The organism is Synechococcus sp. A18-25c, from assembly GCF_014280035.1.
Lineage (GTDB): Bacteria > Cyanobacteriota > Cyanobacteriia > PCC-6307 > Cyanobiaceae > Synechococcus_C.
This window is the reverse complement of the sequence record NZ_CP047957.1, coordinates 706,276-726,609: the sequence shown is the minus strand read 5'-3', so window position 1 is coordinate 726,609 and position 20,334 is coordinate 706,276. Positions and strand designations below refer to the sequence as shown.

Annotated in this window: 26 protein-coding genes and 1 tRNA gene; 13 read left to right on the top strand and 14 right to left on the bottom strand. The window is 61.1% G+C overall.

Annotated features, from left to right (window positions below; genetic code table 11):
- The gene (locus SynA1825c_RS03805) at positions 1-1,359 is read right to left on the bottom strand and encodes a SpoIID/LytB domain-containing protein (RefSeq protein ID WP_186471002.1); all 1,359 of its coding nucleotides are present in this window, start codon (positions 1,357-1,359) and stop codon (positions 1-3) included.
- Positions 1,360-1,467: 108 nt separating this feature from the next.
- On the opposite strand from SynA1825c_RS03805, the gene SynA1825c_RS03800 reads away from it, so the two are divergent.
- Positions 1,468-2,439: a ribonuclease Z gene (locus tag SynA1825c_RS03800; RefSeq protein ID WP_186470348.1), complete on the top strand. Its 972-nt coding sequence runs from the start codon at positions 1,468-1,470 to the stop codon at positions 2,437-2,439.
- An 86-nt stretch (positions 2,440-2,525) separates the two neighbouring features.
- Positions 2,526-3,038 carry a photosystem II cytochrome c-550 gene (psbV, locus tag SynA1825c_RS03795; protein ID WP_222930025.1) on the top strand — a complete coding sequence of 171 codons (513 nt, stop codon included), beginning with the start codon at positions 2,526-2,528 and terminating at the stop codon, positions 3,036-3,038.
- 95 nt (positions 3,039-3,133) lie between these two features.
- Here psbV and SynA1825c_RS03790 read toward each other — a convergent pair whose 3' ends face one another.
- From SynA1825c_RS03790 to SynA1825c_RS03770, 5 genes are all read right to left on the bottom strand, one after another.
- Positions 3,134-3,484 carry a hypothetical protein gene (locus SynA1825c_RS03790; protein ID WP_186471000.1) on the bottom strand — a complete coding sequence of 117 codons (351 nt, stop codon included), beginning with the start codon at positions 3,482-3,484 and terminating at the stop codon, positions 3,134-3,136.
- 139 nt (positions 3,485-3,623) lie between these two features.
- Complete coding sequence (locus tag SynA1825c_RS03785; protein WP_186470347.1) at positions 3,624-3,923, bottom strand: ferredoxin; 300 nt, start codon at positions 3,921-3,923, stop codon at positions 3,624-3,626.
- Between the two features lie 144 nt (positions 3,924-4,067).
- On the bottom strand, positions 4,068-4,958 hold the full coding sequence (prmA, locus tag SynA1825c_RS03780; RefSeq protein WP_186470346.1) for a 50S ribosomal protein L11 methyltransferase: 891 nt from the start codon (positions 4,956-4,958) through the stop codon (positions 4,068-4,070).
- Entirely contained in the window at positions 4,958-6,544 is a 1,587-nt protein-coding gene (gene serA, locus SynA1825c_RS03775; RefSeq protein WP_186470345.1) for a phosphoglycerate dehydrogenase, read from the bottom strand. Before serA ends, prmA begins: the two co-directional genes overlap by 1 nt.
- The gene (locus SynA1825c_RS03770; RefSeq protein ID WP_186470344.1) at positions 6,541-6,687 is read right to left on the bottom strand and encodes a hypothetical protein; all 147 of its coding nucleotides are present in this window, start codon (positions 6,685-6,687) and stop codon (positions 6,541-6,543) included. Before SynA1825c_RS03770 ends, serA begins: the two co-directional genes overlap by 4 nt.
- Here SynA1825c_RS03770 and SynA1825c_RS03765 point away from each other — a divergent pair.
- From SynA1825c_RS03765 to SynA1825c_RS03740, 6 genes are all read left to right on the top strand, one after another.
- Positions 6,686-7,216, top strand: a complete 531-nt coding sequence (locus SynA1825c_RS03765) for a hypothetical protein (RefSeq protein ID WP_186470343.1) — start codon at positions 6,686-6,688, stop codon at positions 7,214-7,216. The two genes, SynA1825c_RS03770 and SynA1825c_RS03765, sit on opposite strands and share 2 nt — an antisense overlap.
- Positions 7,213-7,992, top strand: coding sequence for a photosystem II S4 domain protein (locus tag SynA1825c_RS03760; RefSeq protein ID WP_186470342.1), 780 nt, complete (start codon positions 7,213-7,215; stop codon positions 7,990-7,992). The genes SynA1825c_RS03765 and SynA1825c_RS03760 overlap by 4 nt, the downstream gene beginning before the upstream one ends.
- A 73-nt stretch (positions 7,993-8,065) precedes the next feature.
- Positions 8,066-8,137 (top strand) — tRNA-Val (locus SynA1825c_RS03755).
- 28 nt (positions 8,138-8,165) lie between these two features.
- On the top strand, positions 8,166-9,545 hold the full coding sequence (gene murD, locus SynA1825c_RS03750; RefSeq protein ID WP_186470341.1) for a UDP-N-acetylmuramoyl-L-alanine--D-glutamate ligase: 1,380 nt from the start codon (positions 8,166-8,168) through the stop codon (positions 9,543-9,545).
- A 24-nt stretch (positions 9,546-9,569) separates the two neighbouring features.
- A complete protein-coding gene (locus SynA1825c_RS03745) occupies positions 9,570-10,031 on the top strand; it encodes an EVE domain-containing protein (RefSeq protein ID WP_255477054.1) in 462 nt (153 codons plus the stop codon).
- Positions 10,015-10,788 (top strand): hypothetical protein, encoded by a 774-nt coding sequence (locus SynA1825c_RS03740; RefSeq protein WP_186470340.1) that lies wholly within the window; start codon positions 10,015-10,017, stop codon positions 10,786-10,788. Before SynA1825c_RS03745 ends, SynA1825c_RS03740 begins: the two co-directional genes overlap by 17 nt.
- On the opposite strand, the gene SynA1825c_RS03735 is transcribed toward SynA1825c_RS03740, so the two are convergent.
- From SynA1825c_RS03735 to SynA1825c_RS03720, 4 genes are all read right to left on the bottom strand, one after another.
- Positions 10,740-11,009: a DUF2811 domain-containing protein gene (locus SynA1825c_RS03735; protein ID WP_186470339.1), complete on the bottom strand. Its 270-nt coding sequence runs from the start codon at positions 11,007-11,009 to the stop codon at positions 10,740-10,742. The two genes, SynA1825c_RS03740 and SynA1825c_RS03735, sit on opposite strands and share 49 nt — an antisense overlap.
- Before the next feature lie 351 nt (positions 11,010-11,360).
- Positions 11,361-11,741: a DUF1818 family protein gene (locus SynA1825c_RS03730; RefSeq protein ID WP_186470338.1), complete on the bottom strand. Its 381-nt coding sequence runs from the start codon at positions 11,739-11,741 to the stop codon at positions 11,361-11,363.
- Positions 11,738-11,965 (bottom strand): DNA-directed RNA polymerase subunit omega, encoded by a 228-nt coding sequence (locus SynA1825c_RS03725; protein ID WP_006043334.1) that lies wholly within the window; start codon positions 11,963-11,965, stop codon positions 11,738-11,740. Before SynA1825c_RS03725 ends, SynA1825c_RS03730 begins: the two co-directional genes overlap by 4 nt.
- A gap of 24 nt (positions 11,966-11,989) precedes the next feature.
- The gene (locus SynA1825c_RS03720; protein ID WP_186470337.1) at positions 11,990-12,274 is read right to left on the bottom strand and encodes a hypothetical protein; all 285 of its coding nucleotides are present in this window, start codon (positions 12,272-12,274) and stop codon (positions 11,990-11,992) included.
- Positions 12,275-12,313: 39 nt separating this feature from the next.
- Here SynA1825c_RS03720 and SynA1825c_RS03715 point away from each other — a divergent pair, with 39 nt between their 5' ends.
- The 3 genes from SynA1825c_RS03715 (at position 12,314) to SynA1825c_RS03705 (ending at position 15,170) form a co-directional block, all read left to right on the top strand.
- Positions 12,314-13,957, top strand: coding sequence for an Hsp70 family protein (locus SynA1825c_RS03715; protein WP_186470998.1), 1,644 nt, complete (start codon positions 12,314-12,316; stop codon positions 13,955-13,957).
- A gap of 70 nt (positions 13,958-14,027) precedes the next feature.
- Positions 14,028-14,873, top strand: coding sequence for a hypothetical protein (locus tag SynA1825c_RS03710; RefSeq protein WP_186470336.1), 846 nt, complete (start codon positions 14,028-14,030; stop codon positions 14,871-14,873).
- 75 nt (positions 14,874-14,948) lie between these two features.
- Positions 14,949-15,170, top strand: coding sequence for a ferredoxin-thioredoxin reductase variable chain (locus SynA1825c_RS03705; protein WP_186470335.1), 222 nt, complete (start codon positions 14,949-14,951; stop codon positions 15,168-15,170).
- Here SynA1825c_RS03705 and pyrR read toward each other — a convergent pair.
- Entirely contained in the window at positions 15,155-15,715 is a 561-nt protein-coding gene (gene pyrR, locus SynA1825c_RS03700; protein WP_186470334.1) for a bifunctional pyr operon transcriptional regulator/uracil phosphoribosyltransferase PyrR, read from the bottom strand. The two genes, SynA1825c_RS03705 and pyrR, sit on opposite strands and share 16 nt — an antisense overlap.
- A 197-nt stretch (positions 15,716-15,912) precedes the next feature.
- Between pyrR and gpmI the strand changes: the two genes are divergently transcribed.
- Both gpmI and secG read left to right on the top strand, forming a co-directional pair.
- Positions 15,913-17,496 carry a 2,3-bisphosphoglycerate-independent phosphoglycerate mutase gene (gpmI, locus tag SynA1825c_RS03695; protein ID WP_255477053.1) on the top strand — a complete coding sequence of 528 codons (1,584 nt, stop codon included), beginning with the start codon at positions 15,913-15,915 and terminating at the stop codon, positions 17,494-17,496.
- A 24-nt stretch (positions 17,497-17,520) separates the two neighbouring features.
- Positions 17,521-17,751 (top strand): preprotein translocase subunit SecG, encoded by a 231-nt coding sequence (secG, locus tag SynA1825c_RS03690; protein WP_186470332.1) that lies wholly within the window; start codon positions 17,521-17,523, stop codon positions 17,749-17,751.
- 68 nt (positions 17,752-17,819) lie between these two features.
- Here the strand turns inward: secG and SynA1825c_RS03685 are convergent, their stop codons facing one another.
- From SynA1825c_RS03685 to groES, 3 genes are all read right to left on the bottom strand, one after another.
- Positions 17,820-18,182 carry an MscL family protein gene (locus SynA1825c_RS03685; protein WP_186470331.1) on the bottom strand — a complete coding sequence of 121 codons (363 nt, stop codon included), beginning with the start codon at positions 18,180-18,182 and terminating at the stop codon, positions 17,820-17,822.
- 107 nt (positions 18,183-18,289) lie between these two features.
- The gene (groL, locus tag SynA1825c_RS03680; protein ID WP_186470330.1) at positions 18,290-19,924 is read right to left on the bottom strand and encodes a chaperonin GroEL; all 1,635 of its coding nucleotides are present in this window, start codon (positions 19,922-19,924) and stop codon (positions 18,290-18,292) included.
- Between the two features lie 71 nt (positions 19,925-19,995).
- Positions 19,996-20,307, bottom strand: a complete 312-nt coding sequence (gene groES, locus SynA1825c_RS03675) for a co-chaperone GroES (protein WP_006850452.1) — start codon at positions 20,305-20,307, stop codon at positions 19,996-19,998.
- Positions 20,308-20,334: the final 27 nt, after the last annotated feature.

Sequence of the window (20,334 nt, the reverse complement as noted above, 5' to 3'; positions counted from 1 at the left end):
TCAACTCCTCCACACTGGCTCGGATGGGGGGCTCGCTGCCACCGAGGGGTCATCACCTGGGCGATAGGGCCTGATCAGGGCACCGCGGTAGTAGTGACGGAGAATCTCGCGAAAATCGGCCCCCTTGAGTGCCAGGCCGTGCGCTCCCCACTGGCTCATGCCGACACCATGGCCGAAACCTCGCCCCCTCGCCTCGAGCACTGGCGCCTCGATGGGAGCGGTAGCTCTAGCAGGCGCCGAGGTAGGCAGCTCTGGCAGCGGTGGTGGCGTGGGAGGAGGCGCGAGCGACCCCACCCGCAAGGGCTGCACTGGCGCGGGCGATGGTGATGGCGACACCTTGAGACCACTAACGGAGTCACGCCAAAGACCAATCAACTGCGGCGCGGGCTCAGCCCTATCTGGCTCCATGCGAGGTTCCGACCCTTCGCTGGCCCCAGCACCCTGCAACATTGAAAACTGCACCATGGTGCTTTTCAAACCAAGCCGTTGACGCAGCTCACGCCCTGTCAGCACCAGCGATCCACGCGGCCCCTGAATCCGGGCTGAACGCACCCGCCCCGTGGAACTTGTGGCGAGAACACTCAGCTGGTTGACGCCTCCAGTTTCCTGAAAACGACGACGCAACTCAAGGGCATCGAACCGTTGATTCCAACGATGCACCGGACTGTGGTCATCGTGGTCCGCAACGCTCACCAAGTAAGGATGCTGGATTCTCCAGACCTCACCACTGGGCTCAGTGGCCCCACCGGAACTGCTGTGAAACACAGCGTTGATTAAGCGTCCGCCATGCACCAACACAAGGGAGCGGGTTGTGGCCACCGCCTCGAGGGTGCTGGGGGTCTCCGATTCGATGCCCTTATAAACCTGGCTGCTCACAGTGGCCCGCACGTCGAAATCCCCTTTGCTCCCCCGTTGGCGCAGGGCATAGGTGCGAGCCGCCACAGCCTGGGCCTGGAGAGCGGCCAGGGGCCACTTTGACGGCATTTCACTGCCGACAACGCTGGACAAATAGGTCTCAATGCCCAGCTGATTGATGGCCAGAATCCTGCCGTCACGCACGAGCAGTCGCAGGTCACCGCGGTAACGCCGTGTGCCCAGCCAGATGCCCCGGGGATCATCGCTGCTGATCCGGAGTGAGGTCGCCACCCCGCCTCCGGCAAGATGCAGTCGACCGCCACGCAGCTGAACCTTTAAACGCTTAAGACGCCGCTCCTGATGCCCCAGACCGCGCACCCGCAACGGCTCATCAGCATCGGCCCGCAGCAGCAGCTGCGAGTCCTCCGCCACCAGCACCCGCATCTGGGGCTCCTGGAGGGTGATCGCAGCCCGCGGTTCAGCCGCCAGCACCACCAGGGCCATGGAGAGGGGCAGGAGCACTCCAGTGAGGGCGAGGGGGACTCAGTGTGCCCCGCCTGAAGCGATACAGCCAGGCCTGCATGGCAGATTGACCATTGAGCCCGCCCGATCGTGCAGGTCACCTTTCTCGGCACCAGTTCCGGAGTTCCAACGCGCACGCGCAACGTTTCAGCGGTGGCGGTCCGACTGCCTCAGCGCGCTGAGCTGTGGTTGTTCGACTGCGGAGAAGGCACCCAGCACCAGTTCATGCGCAGTGATCTGCGCCTGTCGCAACTGCGCAGGATCTTCGTCACCCACATGCATGGGGATCACGTGTTCGGACTGCCTGGGCTGCTGGCCAGCCTCGGGCTCAGCGGCAGCAGCAACGGCGTGGATCTCTATGGGCCTGATCCGCTCGACAACTATCTACAGGGGGTGCTGCGCACGAGCTCCACGCGGATCGGCTACCCCCTGACGGTGCATCGGGTGCGCGAGGCCGCCGAAACCGATCGGGTCGTCTTCGAAGACGACGACCTCCGTGTGCGCACGACGCCACTTCACCATCGGGTGCCGGCCTACGCGTACCGCATCGATCAGAAACCGCGTCCTGGCCGGTTTGATGTGCAAAAAGCCCAGGAGCTCAACATCCCGCCCGGGCCGGTTTACGCCGCCCTGAAACGCGGAGAGACCGTGACGCTGGAGGACGGACGCCGCATTGATGGACAGGAGCTTTGCGGACCGGAACGTTTAGGAGCCAGCCTCATGTACTGCACCGACACGGTGTTCTGCGAAGCAGCCGTGCAGCTCGCTGAAGGGGCGGATCTCTTGATTCATGAATCGACCTTCTCCCACGCAGAAGCCGACATGGCGTTTCAGAAACAGCACTCCACCAGCACCATGGCGGCTCAGACGGCCAGCGAAGCCGGCGTTGGCCAGCTGGTGCTGACCCATCTCAGCCCCCGCTATGCCCCTGGAAACGCAGTGACAGCAGACGATCTTCTCGCCGAAGCGCAAGCCATCTTCCCCAACACGATCTTGGCCAAGGACTTCCTCTCCCTGGACGTGACCCCCAGCATCCAGGACTCCTGCTGCAACAGTTCGTGATCGCCGGAGCGGAATCCCCCACGCGTGGTTCCCACTCCGTGATACAAGAACGTGTGCGCTGTATTCGTCAGTTTCTGGCATCCTTCATGGCCTCTCTTTTTTCCAACCTGCGTCAGTCGCTGAGTCGACTGCTGATCGTGCTGCCAGTGCTGGCCAGCCTCCTGATCAGCGCCCCCGCCCAGGCCGCCCAGTGGGATGCCGAAACACTCACGGTTCCGTCCGATCCAGACGGAAGCCTGGTCACCTTCAGTGAGCAGCAGGTGAAAGCAGGACGCAAGGTGTTCAACACCAGCTGCGGCACTTGCCATGCCGGTGGCATCACCAAGACCAACCACAACGTTGGACTCGATCCTGAGACGTTGGCCCTAGCCACCCCGGCCCGCGACAACATCGCCGCCTTGGTGGACTACCTGCAGGACCCCACGTCCTACGACGGCGAATACAGCATCGCCGACTTGCATCCCAGCATGCGCAGCCGCGACCTCTATCCGGCCATGCGTGATCTCACCGACGAAGATCTGGAGTTGATGTCGGCTTACATCCTCGTGGCCCCCAAAGTTCTGGGTCCCGAGTGGGGTGGCGGCAAGATCTACTTCTGATTTGCAGCCCAGCCAATCCATCGATCAGCGCGATCCAATCAAAGCCTGCCCGTTCGGGCAGGCTTTTTTTTGGGTTCTCCGCAGCATTCACCGCGCTAGGGGGCGAGATTGCTGGCCTCCATCGAGCTGGGGCGGCGGCTGTACCACCACTCCTGCATCTCAGGGGTGAATCGCTGCGGAAAGAGCGTTAAGACTGTCTGCGTGGGCCGGGACCCGGGCTGGAGCAGCTCAACGGCGTACGACGGGCAGCGGCGCGACGCCAGATCCGGCACAAAACGGCGACCCACACGGCGCCAGCTGGGCTCTTTGCTGCGCCAGGCGAGACGACAACAGGGCCAAGGCAGGTCCTCCCGATCAAACAGGCGGCAACAGGGGCCGATCACACGAAAGCTGTATTGCCCCCCCGGACTGGTGTGAACCGTGCCGTGATCCAGCAGAGTGACCATGTCAGTGCCCAGGGATGCAGCAGGAACAGCCGACATCGGCGAACGATCGATGCCGCACCACCCTGACAGCAAAAAGCCACCCCTGTGGAGGGGTGGCTGAAGTTTCAAGAGATGAATCGACCGGAGCGCAGCCGGAAGCTCAGTAAAGCTCTTCTTCTGCGTGAGTCTTGATGGTGCAGTCAGAGGTGGGGTAGGCCACGCACGTCAGCACGAAACCAGCTTCGATCTGGTCGTCATCCAGGAAGCTCTGGTCAGACTGATCCACGGTGCCCGCAGTGAGCTTGCCTGCACAGGTGGAGCAGGCACCGGCACGACAGGAGTAGGGGAGGTCAATGCCCTGCTCTTCAGCGGCATCGAGGATGTACTGATCGTCGGGCACTTCGATGGTCTTGTTGAGACCTTCGCTTTCGGCGACCAGGGTGACCTTGTAAGAAGCCATGAGTGGTGAGAATTTGCAGCGGCTCGTATCAAACGAACCTGCAGGACGGCATCTTTCTACATCCTCCAAGCCTCCAGACAGTGACTTAACGGCCCGTTTGCAGGCAAGGCCAATCAAAGCGGAAACACCCATAAGGCCCGCTTATCAAGCATGGCGCTGAATCTCCAGCAGACCCCAGCGCCCCTGCTCAGCCAGGGGCTGCACCGACCATCCAAGTCCCTCCAGCACCTCAGTAAGCCGGGGAGCCTGTTCCACCAGCAATCCACTCAGCAAGCCCCGCCCACCGGCACTCAGAACCCCTTGAAACTTGGGTGCCAGCGCCTCGATCACCGGGGCCAGGATGTTGCAGAGCAACAGGTCCGCTGGCTCCCCTGACAGCAACTCCTGAAGCACCTCTACCGAGCCTTGACGCACCCTCAAGGCATCAGGCGCCAGCGCATTGATCGCAGCATTGTCGTTCGTCGCTCGCACCGCCAGGGAGTCCGTATCGGCAGCCAGCACTTGACGGGCACCTAGCCCCAGGGCTGCCAGTCCGAGAACGCCGCTGCCACAGCCCAGATCAGCCACCCTCAATCCTTTTGGCGGCGTTGCTTCAAGCGCTTCGAGGCAGAGCCGTGTCGTGGGATGACTGCCCGTCCCGAAGGCACTGCCGGGGTCCATCTTCAACACGAGGCGACCGGCATGCTCCTCAGGCACCTCCAACCAGGCCGGCAGGATGAGCATGCCGCGGCCAACGGGATCCGGTTGCCAGTGCTGCTTCCAGCTCCGGCTCCAATCCTCATCAGCCAGCTCATCCCATCGAGGCGCCGCGAGAGCCAGTCCAAAGGTGTGCGCGAGGGGCTCAAGGCTGCCAAGCAGCTCATGGCGCTGGTCCACCGGCCACTCATGGGCCGGCAACCATGCCAGCAAGGTGCACTGATCCGGTGTTTCCGGTGCGTGTTGCACAGCAACCCGATGCAGGCCGAGCTCATTCAGCTTCCAGAGAAGCGATTCTTCAAGCTCGGGCTGAATCGGAAGAGACAGCCGCCACCACATCACAGCGTCACAGGATGAGCTTCCTGGATGCCATTAATGCTGTTGATCGTGGCCAGCAAAGCCGGCGGGATCGGATCGTCGATGCTCAACACCATCACGGCATCACCCCGGACGATGCGACGGCCCACCTGCATCGAAGCAATGTTCACATTGTGTTCTCCGAGCAGAGAGCCGAGGTGGCCAATGATCCCAGGCATATCCCGGTGACGGGTGAACAACATGTGGCGGCTTGGCGGCACATTCACCGGAAATTCATCGATCGTGGTGACTCGCAGTTCCCCATCCGCAAACACGGCGCCGGTGACGCTGTGCCCCCCCTGAGAGCCACGGGTGGTGAGCTGCAGGGAACCACCCGCGAAATCACGACTGGCGTCATCCTTGACTTCCAAGACGTTGATGCCGCGCCCCTTGGCCTCTAAGGAGGCATTGACGTAATTAATGCGGTCACCGAGGGCACTCGTGAGAAGCCCCTTCAAGGCAGCCACCACCAGAGGCTGTGACGGATGGCTCGCAAATTCACCCTGGAGACGGACCTCCAGCTCCTGAAGCTGACCACCACTGAACTGACTCACCAGCAGTCCGAGGGTCTCGGCCAGCTGAAGATGCGGCTTGAGCCGCTCCATGATCTCGGCACTCAGCCCAGGAATATTGACGGCACTGCGTGCCGGCAACCCAAGCAACACATCTCGGATCTGCTCTGCAACGTCAATGGCAACATTCTCCTGCGCTTCTTCGGTAGAGGCACCCAGGTGGGGCGTCAGCACCAGACCGCGCTCCACGCCACGCAGCGGCGAATCCTGAGCGAGAGGCTCCGACGCGAACACATCGAGGCCGGCTCCAGCGATCACACCAGTCTCGATTGCTTCCGCGATGGCTGCCTCATCCACAATGCCGCCGCGGGCGCAGTTCACGATCCGCGCCGTAGGCTTCATCGTGCGCAGCAACTCGGCGTTCACGAGATTTTCGGTGTCCGGAGTGCGAGGGATATGCAAGGTGATGTAGTCAGCCTGCCGGAACAGATCCTCAAGCGTTGTCAATCGCACCTGCATCTGCTGAGCACGCTCGGCTGACACGAAAGGATCGAAGGCGATCACATTCATGCCCATCGCCTTGGCAACCTTGGTTACGTGGGAGCCGATCTTGCCCAGACCCACCACGCCGAGCACCTTTTTATAGAGCTCGTTTCCAACGTATTTCTTACGGTCCCACGCGCCGGCGCGCATCGAACCGTGGGCCTGGGGCACATGGCGTGAGAGCGAGAGCAACAGCGCCAGAGCATGCTCGGCGGCAGCGATGGTGTTGCCCTCAGGGGAATTCACCACCAGCACACCTCGCTGCGTGGCCGCCGGCACGTCCACGTTGTCGACACCCACACCGGCTCGCCCAATAATCCGCAAACGATCAGCCGCCTCGATCACATCGGCGGTGACCTGCGTTCCGGAACGGATCATCAGGGCGTCGTACTCGCCGATGATCGCCTTGAGTTCCTCAGCGGAGAGGCCGGTCCGTTGATCCACCTGGGCCACCTGCCCCAGGATGTCTAAACCCGCCTGATCGATGGGGTCTGAAACAAGAACTTTGGTCATCCAGCGGCGGGGAAAAAGCCGTCATTCACTTTAGAGATCGGCCCGATCAGCACCCCAGCGCCGGAATGCCCTTGCAAGGCTCCAAAAACCCACCAACGATCAGCTCCACCATGGAGAATGGCGGCCCGCACCGATTCGCTCATGCCTGCCTGCGTCCTGGTGCTCAAGGAACGCGCCTCCGCCGAGACTCTCTATGAATCGCTGCAGGACGCTGGCGTCCCTTTAACCCGTGTGGCCCTGGTAGCACCCGACCAAGGGGATCCTGGCCAGGGAGTGCTCACTCCTGAACCCATGGAGCAAGTTGAACTGCTGAACCCAAGCATTGCTAGGAACCGACGTCAGAAGTCGATGTCGCGCTGGCTGCTGCCGTTCGGGTTCATGGCCGGTCTCACCTTCACGCAGATCACCACTCTCGACACCTTCTCCCAATTCGGGCCGATCGGAGAAGCCCTGATCGGCGGACTGCTGGGCATGGGGTCGGGCCTGATGGGTAGCTACGCCGCCGCAGCCAGCGTTCCATCGGAAAACGAAGACGGCGTGCGCATCCTCCGCAACCGTCACCAAGAACAACTCTGGTTGCTGTTGCTGGAAACACCCGCTGGACGAGAAGTGCCCTGGCAATTGGTCCAGAAGACACGCCCCCAGCAAGTGGTGCGCCTCAGCGAGCTATGAGTCTCCCCCGCGATCAACTGCTCGACGGCGCCCTCCATCCCGAAACGATGGCGCAACTGCTTGACCAGGCCGAGGAGACCTTGCGCACCTGGCAACCCTGCTGGAGCCCCTTCCTAAGCGGACCTGAGCTGGAGGAAGCACGGCGTTTGGAGACCCTCAGCGAACTGCGGCTTGTGCGGGATGGAGGGCGTGCTGACGCAGAGCGCTGCCGTCTGCAATTGAGCCGTAGCGATCAGGAGTCCTCTCCGTCGCCGGCTCCCATGGCAGGTCTGCGCCTCGAAGGCAACTTTCTGTTCGACCGAGCCGAGCCTGACGACATGCGAAAGGCCCTGATCGAACTGGGGGCGACAGCAGAGTCCATCGGCGATCTCTGGCTGCGGGGTGACCGTGGGGCTCAAGCGGTCTGCACACCGGAAGCGGCATCACAGCTAGACGGTCGAACCGGGCAAGTCCGTGACGTTCCCCTCTTGGTGGAAGCTGTGACGATCGAGCAGCTGCAGTGGCCAGCCCAGAGAGCTTCGAAAAAGTTCCATAGCGTGGAAGCCTCCTGCCGGCTGGATGCCATTGCATCGGCTGGATTCGGCCTGTCACGGGCCAAAGTGACTCGGCAGATTCGCGAGGGCCGGCTTCGGCTGAACTGGCAACCCGTGCGACAGGCCAGCCGCGATCTGAAAGTGGGTGATTGTCTCCAACTTCAGGACCGAGGCAGCGTGGAGGTCTTGAGCCTGCAGCTGACCAAACGTGATCGCTGGCGGGTGGAAATGCTGCGCCGGTGAGCTGCTAACTTCAGTCGAGTCCGGTTGAGGGAATCTCAGCCGAATTGGGAATTCACTTCAAGGGTGAACTTTCGGGCGATTAGCTCAGAGGTAGAGCACTACCTTGACACGGTAGGAGTCACTGGTTCGATTCCAGTATCGCCCATTTCCCTTGTGGGAACAGGAGTCAGGCCATGAGCTGCACCATCGTCGTCGGGCTCGGACGCTCGGGAGTCGGTGCCGCACGGCTGCTCAAGGCGCAGGGTGCTGAGGTCATCGTGCTGGAGCATGCCGATGACGCAGCGGCCCAGCGCAAAGCCAAGGCCCTGAACGAGCAAGGGATCGAGGTCAAGCTCGGGCAAGCGCTGGAACTCGCCCAATTCGAGCCCTGGCTCGCCGCGATCGAGCAAGTTGTGATCAGCCCTGGGATTTCCTGGACCCATCCAACCCTCGAAGCCCTGCGTGCACAGGGTGTGACCATCCGAGGAGAGATGGCGATCGCCTGGCAGGCGCTTGGCCATTGCCCCTGGATCGGCATCACAGGCACCAACGGCAAGACCACCGTCACCCACCTGCTGCACCACGTGCTCACCCAGGCAGGCCTCGAGGCACCGATGGCAGGCAATGTTGGCTTCTCAGCAGCGGAACTCGCCCTGGCCTGCCAGGACGGATCAACACCCTCACCCGATTGGGTGGTGATGGAGATGAGCAGCTACCAGATCGAAGCAGCCCCCGAGGTAGCGCCCCGGATCGGCATCTGGACAACGCTGACTCCTGACCATCTGGAACGGCATGGAACGCTGGAGGTTTACCGCTCGATTAAGCGTGGGCTGCTGGAACGCTCCGAGCTGGCGCTGCTCAACGGAGATGATCCCGACATCAGCAGCAACCGAAACCAGTGGCAGCATCCCCAGGTTCGCTGGATCAGCACTCAGGCCGAGAGCAAGAACAGCGACCTGAGGATCAGCTCGGACGACTGGGTGTGTCGCGGCAAGGAGCGACTTTTCAGCGCTGACGCTCTGCCGATGCCGGGAGCGCACAACCGTCAGAACATGCTTCTGGTCACAGCGGCTGCACTGGAGGCCGGACTGTTGCCGGACTGCATTGAAGCGGCCCTGCGCAGTTTCCCTGGCGTGCCTCACCGGCTCGAACCGCTCGGTTGCGTGCACGACGTGGCAGTCTTCAACGACAGCAAAGCCACCAATTACGACGCCGCAGCCGTCGGCCTGCGCTCCGTGACGGCTCCCGTGGTGCTCTTGGCCGGCGGACAAACCAAGCAAGGCGACGCTCGGGACTGGCTGCAGCTCATCAATCAGCGCTGCAGTGCTGTGGTGTTGTTTGGAGCTGGCGCCGAAGAACTGCGCGCACTGATTGCAAGCAGCTCGTTTTCAGGCGCTGTGGCGATGTTCGAGGGTCTGGAGGCGTCCCTTGACCATGGGTTGACGCTGGCTGAAGAGCAGAAGGCAGCAAGCCTGTTGCTGTCACCCGCCTGTGCCAGCTTCGATCAGTACGTGGATTTCGAAGCACGCGGAGATCATTTCCGATCGCTGATTGCTTCCAGACAAGCGGCCTAGGCTGAGCGAAGCCTCCCGGATCCTGTGGCCTACTGGCTGATGAAAAGCGAACCCGACGTCTACGGGATCGATCATCTTCAGAAGGAACAGACCACGCTTTGGGACGGCATCCGCAACTATCAGGCGCGCAACTTCATGCGCACAATGGCAGTGGGTGACCAGGCATTTTTCTATCACTCCAACTGCAAGCCGCCGGGGATTGTTGGCCTCATGGACGTGGTGGAAACAGGCCTGGTGGATCCCACCCAATTCGATCCTTCATCGAAATACCACGACGCCGCCTCGAAACCCGAGGCACCACGTTGGGACTGTGTGCGCCTTGCTTATCGCGGCCGATTCCAGACAATGCTGAGCCTCGAGGATCTCCGCCAGGCCTACGAGCCTGATCAACTCGCTGTGGTGCGTCGCGGCAACCGGCTATCCATCCTTCCCGTGGATGAAACGATCGCCCGCGATCTGCTCGAACGCCTTGGCGAACTCCGTTGACAACGCGGGGCGTCAGCCGATCGAGCGACTCCCCATCACCACAATCATTCCTCGGGCCTGGATCGGTTTCAGTCAGGCCCCCTGGCGGTTTGTCGGTCTGACCGCGCTGATGCTGGTGATCTTGACGGGCTTTGGGGTGATCGCCAGGGATCTTCAGCAGAGCAGCCACTGGAGGCTCGCCACGCTCGGGGATTTGCTGTTGGTGATCAGCATTCCAACAGCCCTGATTCCGCTCGTCGCCCTTCTGCGTCTTGCGGACAGGCTTCTTCCTCCTGGGTCGTCGAACGAATCTGGCGCAGATCCGCCATCAAACCGGCAGCTGCTTTGGGTGTTCAAACAGACCGCTGCCCTGGCACTGCTCGAAGGCGTGATTCTGATCGGAGCGATGAATCTGATTCGGGTGGCCAGCGCTGTGGTGGCTGGCCACAGCGGCGTTTTCTCCAACTTGATTCTGTTCCTAGGAGGTACGGCCTTGGCCATCTGGACCTTGGGGCAATCTCTGGCGCTGCCCCTGCTGGTGCATCACGGCCACCGCCCGCTGGCAGCAATGGAACACAGCCGCCGATTGGTTCAGACCAATCGGCTGAAGGTTTTGGCGCTGCTGGGACTTCTCCTCGGGATCAATCTGCTCGGCTTAATGGGTGCTTGTCTCGGCCTTCTTCTCAGTCTCCCGATCAGCGCCCTGTTGCTGATGGCCAGCTGCCGCACTCAGACGCCGTGGGTGAGGGAATCACGGCAAAACATGTTGCCCACATAAAGGCGGGTGATCTCACGGGATTCCACTCCATTTTGAATCAGGAAGCCGGCGAGAGCCGCTTGCACGAGGCGGTATTGATCCCAGTTGGGGCAGCGCTCAATGAAACTCACCATCGCTTGCTGAAGGGGCTGAGGGAGTTCGGAGTGAAAGCTCACTGCTGAATTCTCTGGCAGGCCGGCCTCCGTGGACGACAGGCGGAGCTGCTGCGCCTGCGCCGACATGGACGTTTTGGCCTGTGAACCTTGGAACCGCCCAATTCCTTGCATTCGTATCGCTCAAGTGAGCACTAGTTCTCCACATCCCGGCGCCGGAGTCAAGGCGCCGAAAAAGCCTCTTCTCAAGCCGTCTCACATCAAGACTTCAGCAGCTGGAACTGTTTCCAGCCTGCGATTTTCACGAGTCAAGCCAGAAGAGGCAGGTCGAACATTCGTCAACCAACCAACCAACCGCAAAGCGGGTTTTCCACAGAGCCCCATCGAATGGACCAACTAAGTACCAAGCCTGTGGAAAACCATCCCAGAGTCATGGGGAATCTCCGGGGAAAATCAATCAGAGACGATTCATTAGCTGCCCTAATCATGACAGCTGTCCCACATGGTTCTCATCGCCGCGGCCATCGCCTGAGCGGCGGGCGCCGGCCAGCGCACTTCCAAGCCACGGACTCCGGAGGAGCCAGCACTCAAAATCACCCTCAAAGACCAAGTGGAGCAGTCTCCATCCAGGCATGCCCACCACTCTGAGTTCTCCAACTCAAGCGTGATCGCCTCATCCGGCATCAACTGATCCCTGATGCACCTGTGCTGATCGACAAGTTTTCGCAAAACGGAAGCCAACGCGCAGGCTTCCGTCTCGGTAAGTTCCAGAGCCCAGGTTTCCCCTCCAATCAGCACGGGGAAGCCTGAACGCTGCGGATCACGGGCCAACCTCCAGCCCGGCCCCTCCTGCTGAATCATCCAGGCAGAAGGTCAGGCTGGTCTTGCTCATCGCTGAGTTCAACAATGGCGCGTTGCACCGGCTTGACACTGGACTCTTCCAAGAGCCCGTCGAAGTCATCAAAGCGACGCTGCTTGGCGCGAAAGGCAATCCGCACTGTCGTCAGATAGCGGTTGCTGGACTGACGGATCAGGCTTTCTCCGCGCTTGGCGAGGTCCTGATGATCCACTCCGGCAGTGAGCATGCCCAAACCCAGTAATTCTTAATTCTACGAGAAGAGATCGCTGTGAAAGGGAATGCGCATTGGGTAGCAGCGTTGAGGCCGTCCTGGCACCCGCAGAATGATCTGTCGACCCAGCCCCATCGCAACCAGGGGACGGCGCAGGTGACTGAGCAGTGCACTGACCTCCTCGAGATGCTGGGCATCGACGCACTCGACACGAATGGTGCCCCAACTTCGAGACATGCGGCAATCCCGCAGCGGTTCCAGCTCCGCTTCGATCTCGGGGTCTTCCCGATAAAAGGAAAACACCAGCCGTCTTAACCGATCCATCGTTGGTCCCCGTAGCCTCGACCTGTCCCCAACCTGCCCATAGCGGTGGTCAAGACCCCTGCTGGCGAACAAAACCTTCATCTTTCCGATCCACCCGCTTGCATCGGAACCCTGGCCATCGACCTTGGCAGCTCCACCACGGTGGTGGCCTTCCAACGCGCCAACCAGGCGCAGATCGAACTGCTCGAGCTGCCCGCCATCTCGCGCGAACAAGGGTCGGTCCCATCTCTGATCTGGGCCGAACATGCTGGTGACGGAGCGGTTCTGGTGGGTCGTCAGGTGCTCGAAGGGGGCCTGAATGAGCGCGATGCCCCCCAGTTGCATCGCGACTTCAAACGACAGATCGGTCAAGCCGCAATCGCCGAGACGACGTCGCATCGTTTGAGTCCTGAGCAGGCTGGTGCTCGACTGCTTCTTGAGATCTGGAAGCGCATGCCTCCTGAACTCACCATCGAACGCCTGGTGCTCACCGCCCCTGTGGACCAGGGAGCTGCCTATTGCGACTGGCTTGTTCAAGCCTGTGCCCCCATGGATGTGGGTGAGGTTGCGCTCGTGGATGAGCCCACAGCCGCGGCTCTGGGTGCAGGCCTTGCGGCGGGATCCAAGCTCTTGGTGGTGGATCTTGGGGGGGGCACCCTTGACCTGTCGTTGGTGGCCCTCGAGGGGGGAGAAGGCCGTGCGGCGCCCTTGGCTCAGCTTCTTCGCTTTCGCGGAAAAGACCTGAGGGACAGCCGTCAGACCCTGCGACAGGCAACAGTGCTGGGGAAAGCAGGAATCAACCTCGGAGGTCGGGATTTCGACCGCTGGATCCTCGATGCATTGCAACCGGAAGGACTGCCTGGTGAGGGCGATGGGCTAATCGCACTGCTCAATGCAGCGGAACGCCTGAAGTGTCGGCTGAGCGACAGCGATCGATCCGAGCGTGAAACACTCATCGAACTAGCGAGCAGCAGGGATTTAGAACACCCTGTGCAGCTGCGCATGGACCGACAGACCTTCAGTCAGCTGCTGAGCGATCGGGGATTATTCACAGCACTCGAAGGGCTGCTGGAGCAAACCCTGAAGGAGGCCGAACTCAAGGGCTGCCGCCGTGAGGATCTGGATGCTGTCGTACTGGTGGGCGGCGGGGCCCACCTACCCCAGCTGAAGCAGTGGCTGGAGCAGGCCCTGCCCTCGACACCGATGCTCACCCCACCACCCATGGCGGCCGTTGCCAAAGGGGCCCTGAGCCTCACGCCTGGAGTGCGCCTGCAAGATCTGCTCCAGAAAGGAATTTCATTGCGCTGCTGGAACCGACGCAGCCATGCCCATCACTGGCACCCCTTGTTTATGCGTGGCCAGCCCTGGCCTTCGAGCCAGCCGCTGGAGCTCGTTCTGAGCGCCAGCAACCCTGACCAGACAATTGTTGAACTGGTTCTGGGGGAAGCGCAACCACACATGCGCCACGAAGTGGTGATGGTCGACGGTCTGCCGCAGGTGCTGGAAACCAGCGAAAGCTGGACCAACGTCAACCGCCGTGACGGCATCACCTGTGAGCTGCCACTGGTGCCTCCTGGGCAACCCGGTGAAGACTGCCTGAAACTGCGTTTTCACCTGAATGACAAGGCCGAGCTGATCCTGGAGGGAGACGATCTGCGCACAGGAGCCCCATTGGAGCGGCAGGTTCTCGGCACCGTGCGGTGAGCGGGCCGTCCACAGAGGCGTGTGCGCTCAAAGCGTCATCCATAGAAAGGTTGATATTTGCCGTCCAGCCTTGGCGCTTCGCCGCCACCTGCCACGTCTCTGGTTGTTCGCCACATTGAGTGGTGTGGCAGGTTTGTGCGGGGTTGCGTACTGGTGGGAACAGCAACTGCCGGAGCGCCTACGAGACGCGGCCTCCCGCAGTGATTTCGAAGCGTGTCTGCGCTACGGAGAGCAGCTGGCGGCCCTGCGCTGGCTGGCGCAGGATGCCCCGACGGAACAGGCGGTGTGTCGACGCCGCCAAGCGGAACTGGCCTGGGAAGCCGGAGAAAGCGCCAAGGCGCTTCAGCTGCAGTCGCAGCTAGTGATTTCAGAGGTTGGCTCGGAGACAGAACGCAACAGGGATCGTGAGCGCTTGAGCCAATGGCGCAAACGGTTGCAGTCTCGTGCCTTGGAACAGTTCCGAGCCGGCGATCTCGACGCAGCGCTGGCCACGCTCCAGCCGCTTGAACTCAAAGGTCAGCGACCCGGCAGCCAACTCAGCGACAGTCTGCGCGAAACCTGGAACCGCAATCGCATCGACCATGAGCGTCTGAAGAGCAAGGTGGAGCGGCAGCAGTGGTGGGAAGCGCTCAGCGTGCTCAATCAGCTGGATCATCCCTGGTGGCAGACCCATGCGCTGCCCCTGCGCCAGGAGGTGGAGCTGGCGATTCAGAGTCTCCGGGACCTGCAGGAACACCACAGCCATGGAAGCCTCCCTGCCCATACCGTCGATGGAGCGCGCCTGAATGCAGCCGTCGAAGATCGTCTGGCCAGTGGGATGGATCCCTGGAGTGCGTTCGTTGCAGGTTGCTCCGATCTGGGCGGCGTTCTGGTGGAAGAAGGTCCCGAGAGCCTCTGCAGGGCGGAGCAGCCGTGAGCAAAGCAGCCGTGAGCGAAGCCGCCATGAGCGAAGCAGCCGTGACAGGATGTGCCGCATTGGGATCAATCGCGCATGCAGCCGGGTGACAAGGTCGTGGTGACCTCATCAGTGATCGTCTACAACCACCCTCAGCATCGGGGCGAGGCTTTCGATATGAAAGGGAGCGAGGGTGACGTCGTCAACGTGCTTTCGGAATGGAAGGGTCGTCCGATCAGCCCGACGCTCCCTGTGATCGTGGCCTTCGGTCGCTACAAAGCCCACTTCCGTGACGACGAACTTCAGTCCGCTTCCTGAAGGCTGCGGAGGAAAACGCCTTCCTCCCCATCCACATCCAGCAAACGCAGCTCGATGCTTTCCGTGCGCCGCGTGGGGACTGAACGTCCGCAGAAGTCTGGCTGAATCGGCAGTTCGCGATGGCCACGGTCGACCATGACAAGCAACAGAACTCGTCTTGGTCGCCCCCAGGCCTGAATCGCTTCAAGGGCGGCACGGATTGTCCGGCCTGTGAAAATCACATCGTCGACCAGAAGCACATCGCGTCCTTCGACGCTGACAGGAAGATCGGTGGCCTGCACGGGACGCATCGCTACCCGCTCTAGATCATCGCGGTGAAAGGTGGGATCCAAACTTCCTTGCGCCACCGGATGACCGCTCTGCTCCTCCAGACACTGCGCAAGCACCGCCGAAAGCTGAACCCCACGGGTGGGAATTCCCAGCAGTACAAGCTGCTCAACTCCGCCAACACATTCGAGAACCTGTGAGGCCAGCCTGGACAGAGTTCTCCTGACGTCATCGGCGGAAAGAATCTCGATTCGCTCACCATTCCCGGGTGACACCATGACCGAAGCGATGGAAGAAGAGACTTTATGCCGATTTTTGGCCTTCAGATATGCAAAAGCTGACTGTTCGGCGCACAAGCATTCCCTGAGAGAGGGGTCCGGAGGTAGCTTTGGATTCTGGAGAAGGCCTTAAGAACGGATAGAGCGTTTTGACCGTTGCTGAGAGTGATAAGCGAAGTCCACTCAAGGATCGGGCCGTGGCACCCGTTGTGCTGGCCATTCTTGATGGATGGGGCGAGCGCAGCGACACCGATCACAACGCGATCCGTTCAGCAGAGACACCCGTGATGGATGCGCTGCGGCACGCATATCCCCAGACATTGATTCAGGCCAGCGGCTCCCATGTGGGCTTACCCGATGGCCAAATGGGCAACTCCGAAGTCGGTCACCTCACCATCGGCGCTGGTCGGATCATTCGCCAGGAGTTGGTTCGGATCGGCGATACGGTCCGCGAGAAGCAACTGGACGCCGTCCCCAGCCTGCAGGCTCTAGCAGGACGTCTGCGCACCAATGGTGGGACGCTGCACCTGCTCGGACTCTGCTCCGATGGCGGCGTTCACAGCCATGTGGATCACCTCTGCGGGTTGCTCCACTGGGCCGCTGACCAAGGCCTCAACAATGTCGCCATTCATGCGGTCACCGATGGACGCGATACGCCCACCCAGAGCGGGCCGGGGTACCTGAAACAGATTGAGAACGCCATCGCCTCGAGCGGCGTCGGCCGCATCGTGAGCTTGTGCGGCCGCTACTGGGCGATGGACCGAGATCAGCGCTGGGAGCGCACAGAAAAGGCCTATGACCTGCTGACCAACCCAGAGGTGCCGGTGAATCCGCTCTCGGCCACCGAGGCCCTGGAGGCCAGCTATGCCAGCGAAATCACCGATGAGTTTGTGGAACCCATCCGGCTGGCCGACAGCTACCTCAAGGATGGAGACGCGCTGCTGATGTTCAACTTCAGACCCGATCGGGCGCGCCAAATCGTTCAGTCCCTCGTTCGCGAGACCTTCGATGGGTTTGAGCGTCCCCAACGGCCTGAGCTGGATGTGGTGACTTTCACCCAATACGAAGCGACCCTGCCCGTGGAGGTCGCCTTCCCACCCGAATCGCTCGACGACCTGTTGGGACATGTGGTGTCCGCTCAAGGTTTACGTCAGTACCGCACGGCCGAAACCGAAAAGTACCCGCACGTCACCTACTTCATGAATGGCGGAGTGGAGCAACCTCTCAAGGGAGAAGACCGCCATCTCGTGCCCTCCCCTCGTGTGGCCACCTACGACCAGGCTCCGGCCATGGCTGCGAACACCCTCACCGACAGCTGCATCGACGCGATTGAACAAGGGGTGTATTCACTGGTGGTGATTAACTACGCAAATCCAGACATGGTGGGGCACACCGGCGTCATGGAAGCGGCCACCGAGGCTATTCAAACGGTGGATCACTGCATCGGCAGACTCCTGGATGCGGTCGGCCGCATGGGAGGAACACTGATGATCACCGCCGACCACGGCAATGCCGAGCGGATGCAAGGTGACGACGGTCAGGCCTGGACGGCGCACACCACCAACCCCGTGCCGTTGATCCTTGTTGAGGGAGAGCGCCGCAAGGTGCCTGGTATGGGAAATGCCATCCGACTGAGAGAGAACGGTGGTCTGGCGGACATCGCCCCGACCCTGCTTCAGCTCCTGGATCTCGACAAACCTGCGGCGATGACCGGAAGCACCCTGATTGAACCGATCGACACGGCTGTGCCCTCAACGGCTCGCCTGCCTCAGCCGGCCTGAGCCACCTCCGCATAAAATTAGGGAATGATTACTACCGTCCTCTCCTGGATTTGGATCGGCAGCGGGCTGCTTCTGATTCTGTTTGTGCTCCTCCATAGCCCGAAGGGGGACGGCATGGGAGGCCTTGCCGCCAGTGGCAGTTCATCGTTCACCAGCGCGAGCAGTGCTGAGGCGACGCTCAACCGCTTCACCTGGACCACACTGGCCATCTTCCTGACACTCGCCGTGATCCTGAGCGCAGGCTGGTTGAGCTAAGCGGGAGAGTCAAGCCGAGCCCACAGCTTGCAAGGGGGCTGCATTGGCCACAGCCCCGTGGGTGTGAATCAAAGATCGGATTCGGTTGACGGCCGAGGGCGAACCTTGTTGATTCCTTCTTCTGCCAGGCGCTGGGAGCGATTGATCGCCTTGACGATCATGAACAGCGCCCAGCCCACCAGGATGGAATTCAAGACCACATTCAGGGCGTGGCCGATCAACAGCTCGCCGCCTCCGAAGGGGATACCCCAGGTCTCCCAATCACCTTGACGGATCAAGGGATTGAGCAGGGGCATCAGCAAATCCTTGGTGAGCGCATCGACGATCTGCTGAAACTGTCTGCCAACCACCACCGCGATGGCCAGATTCAAGGCGTTGCCCTTCTGAAAGAAGAATTCCGTGAATTCACGAATCCAGCGCCGGTAAAACATGGAAGGCCAAAGAAAAGGCCTTCCATTGCAACACAAGCATGAAAAAGCCCCCGTTGACACGGGGGCTGAACTGTCCGCCCAATGCTTGGCGGCCACAGGCGTTGGGATCAGTAGTCGAAGTCGCCGCCGCCCATGCCGCCGCCGGCAGGAGCTGCTTCCTTCTTCTCAGGCATGTCAGCCACGATGCACTCGGTGGTCAGCACCATGCCAGCGATGGATGCCGCGTTCTGCATTCCGGAACGTGTCACCTTGGCGGGATCCACGATGCCGGCTGCGAGCATGTCGACATACTCACCGTTGGCTGCGTTGTAGCCGTCGTTGAAGGCCTTGGCCTTCACGTTCTCAGCCACCACAGCTCCGTTGACACCGGCGTTTTCGGCGATGCGCATCAGAGGCGCCGTCAGAGCAGACGCCACGATGTTGGCACCGATCAGCTCTTCACCACTGAGGTTGGCAGCTGCCCACTCTTCCAGTGCAGGCGCCAGGTGGGCCAGGGTGGTGCCACCACCAGGAACGATGCCTTCTTCAACAGCCGCCTTGGTGGCATTGATGGCATCTTCGAGGCGAAGCTTCTTGTCCTTCATCTCGGTTTCGGTGGCTGCACCCACCTTCACCACAGCCACACCACCGGCCAGCTTGGCCAGACGCTCCTGCAGCTTCTCCTTGTCATAGGTGGACTCGGTTTCGTCCATCTGCTTACGGATCTGCTCGCAGCGGGCCTTCACAGCCACATCGTTGCCTTCGGCGACGATGGTGGTGGTGTCCTTGTTGATCGTGACGCGACGGGCGGTACCCAGCATCTCGATCTTGGCGTTCTCCAGCTTCAGACCGGCGTCTTCAGTGATCAGCTGACCATTGGTCAGAACAGCCATGTCTTCCAGCATCGCCTTGCGACGATCACCGAAACCAGGAGCCTTCACGGCGGCCACATTCAGCACGCCACGCAGACGGTTGACCACGAGGGTCGCCAGGGCTTCCTTCTCGATGTCTTCAGCGATGATCAGCAGAGGCTTACCGGTGCGGGCGATCTGCTCCAGCACGGGCACCAGGTCCTGCACCAGACCGATTTTCTTGTCGGTGAGAAGGATGTAGGGCTCGTCCAGGACGGCTTCCATCCGCTCGGTGTCGGTGGCGAAGTAAGGGGAGATGTAGCCCTTGTCGAAGCGCATGCCTTCGGTGACCTCCAGTTCGGTGGTCATCGACTTGCCTTCTTCCAGGGAAATCACACCTTCTTTGCCGACTTTGTTCATGGCGTCGGCGATCATCCGACCCACTTCTTCGTCGTTGCCGGCGGAGATGGTGCCCACCTGAGCGATGGCATTGCTGTCGGCGATCGGCTTGGCGTTTTCCTTGATCTTCTCAACCAGGAACTCGGAAGCCTTATCAATGCCCTTCTTCAGGGTGATGGCATTGGCACCGGCAGCGACGTTGCGCAGACCGGCTTTGACCATGGCATGGGCCAGAACGGTGGCCGTGGTGGTGCCATCGCCAGCGGCATCATTGGTCTTGGAGGCAGCCTGACGGATCAGGGCCACGCCGGTGTTTTCGATGTGATCCTCGAGTTCGATCTCTTTGGCGATGGTCACACCATCGTTAATGATCTGAGGAGCACCGAATTTCTTCTCCAGCACCACGTTGCGACCCTTGGGGCCGAGTGTCACGGCGACGGACTCAGCAAGGATGTCGATGCCTTTTTCGAGCGCGCGACGGGCGTTCTCGTTGTAAATGATGCGCTTAGCCATGGGAGGCAGGAAATCAGTGGAATGGGAACAACAAACAGCTGCCGTTCATGGAACGGACAGACGCAAACCGATCAGTTGACGACGGCGAGGATGTCCTTCTCGGATAGCAACACGTACTCATCGCTGCCGAGCTTGATGTCGGTACCGGCGTACTTGCTGTAGAGGACCTTGTCGCCCACGCCAACTTCGGGAGCCTGACGGGATCCGTCGTCGTTGCGCTTGCCGGGTCCGACCTGAACCACCTCACCCACCTGGGGCTTTTCTTTGGCGGTGTCGGGAAGAAGGATGCCACCGGCGGTCTTCTCTTCAGATTCAGAGACCTTGACGAATACGCGATCGCCGAGGGGCTTAACGGTGGAGACGCTGAGGGAAACAGCAGCCATGGGTTCTTGCAGGAGCAGGGACAAGGC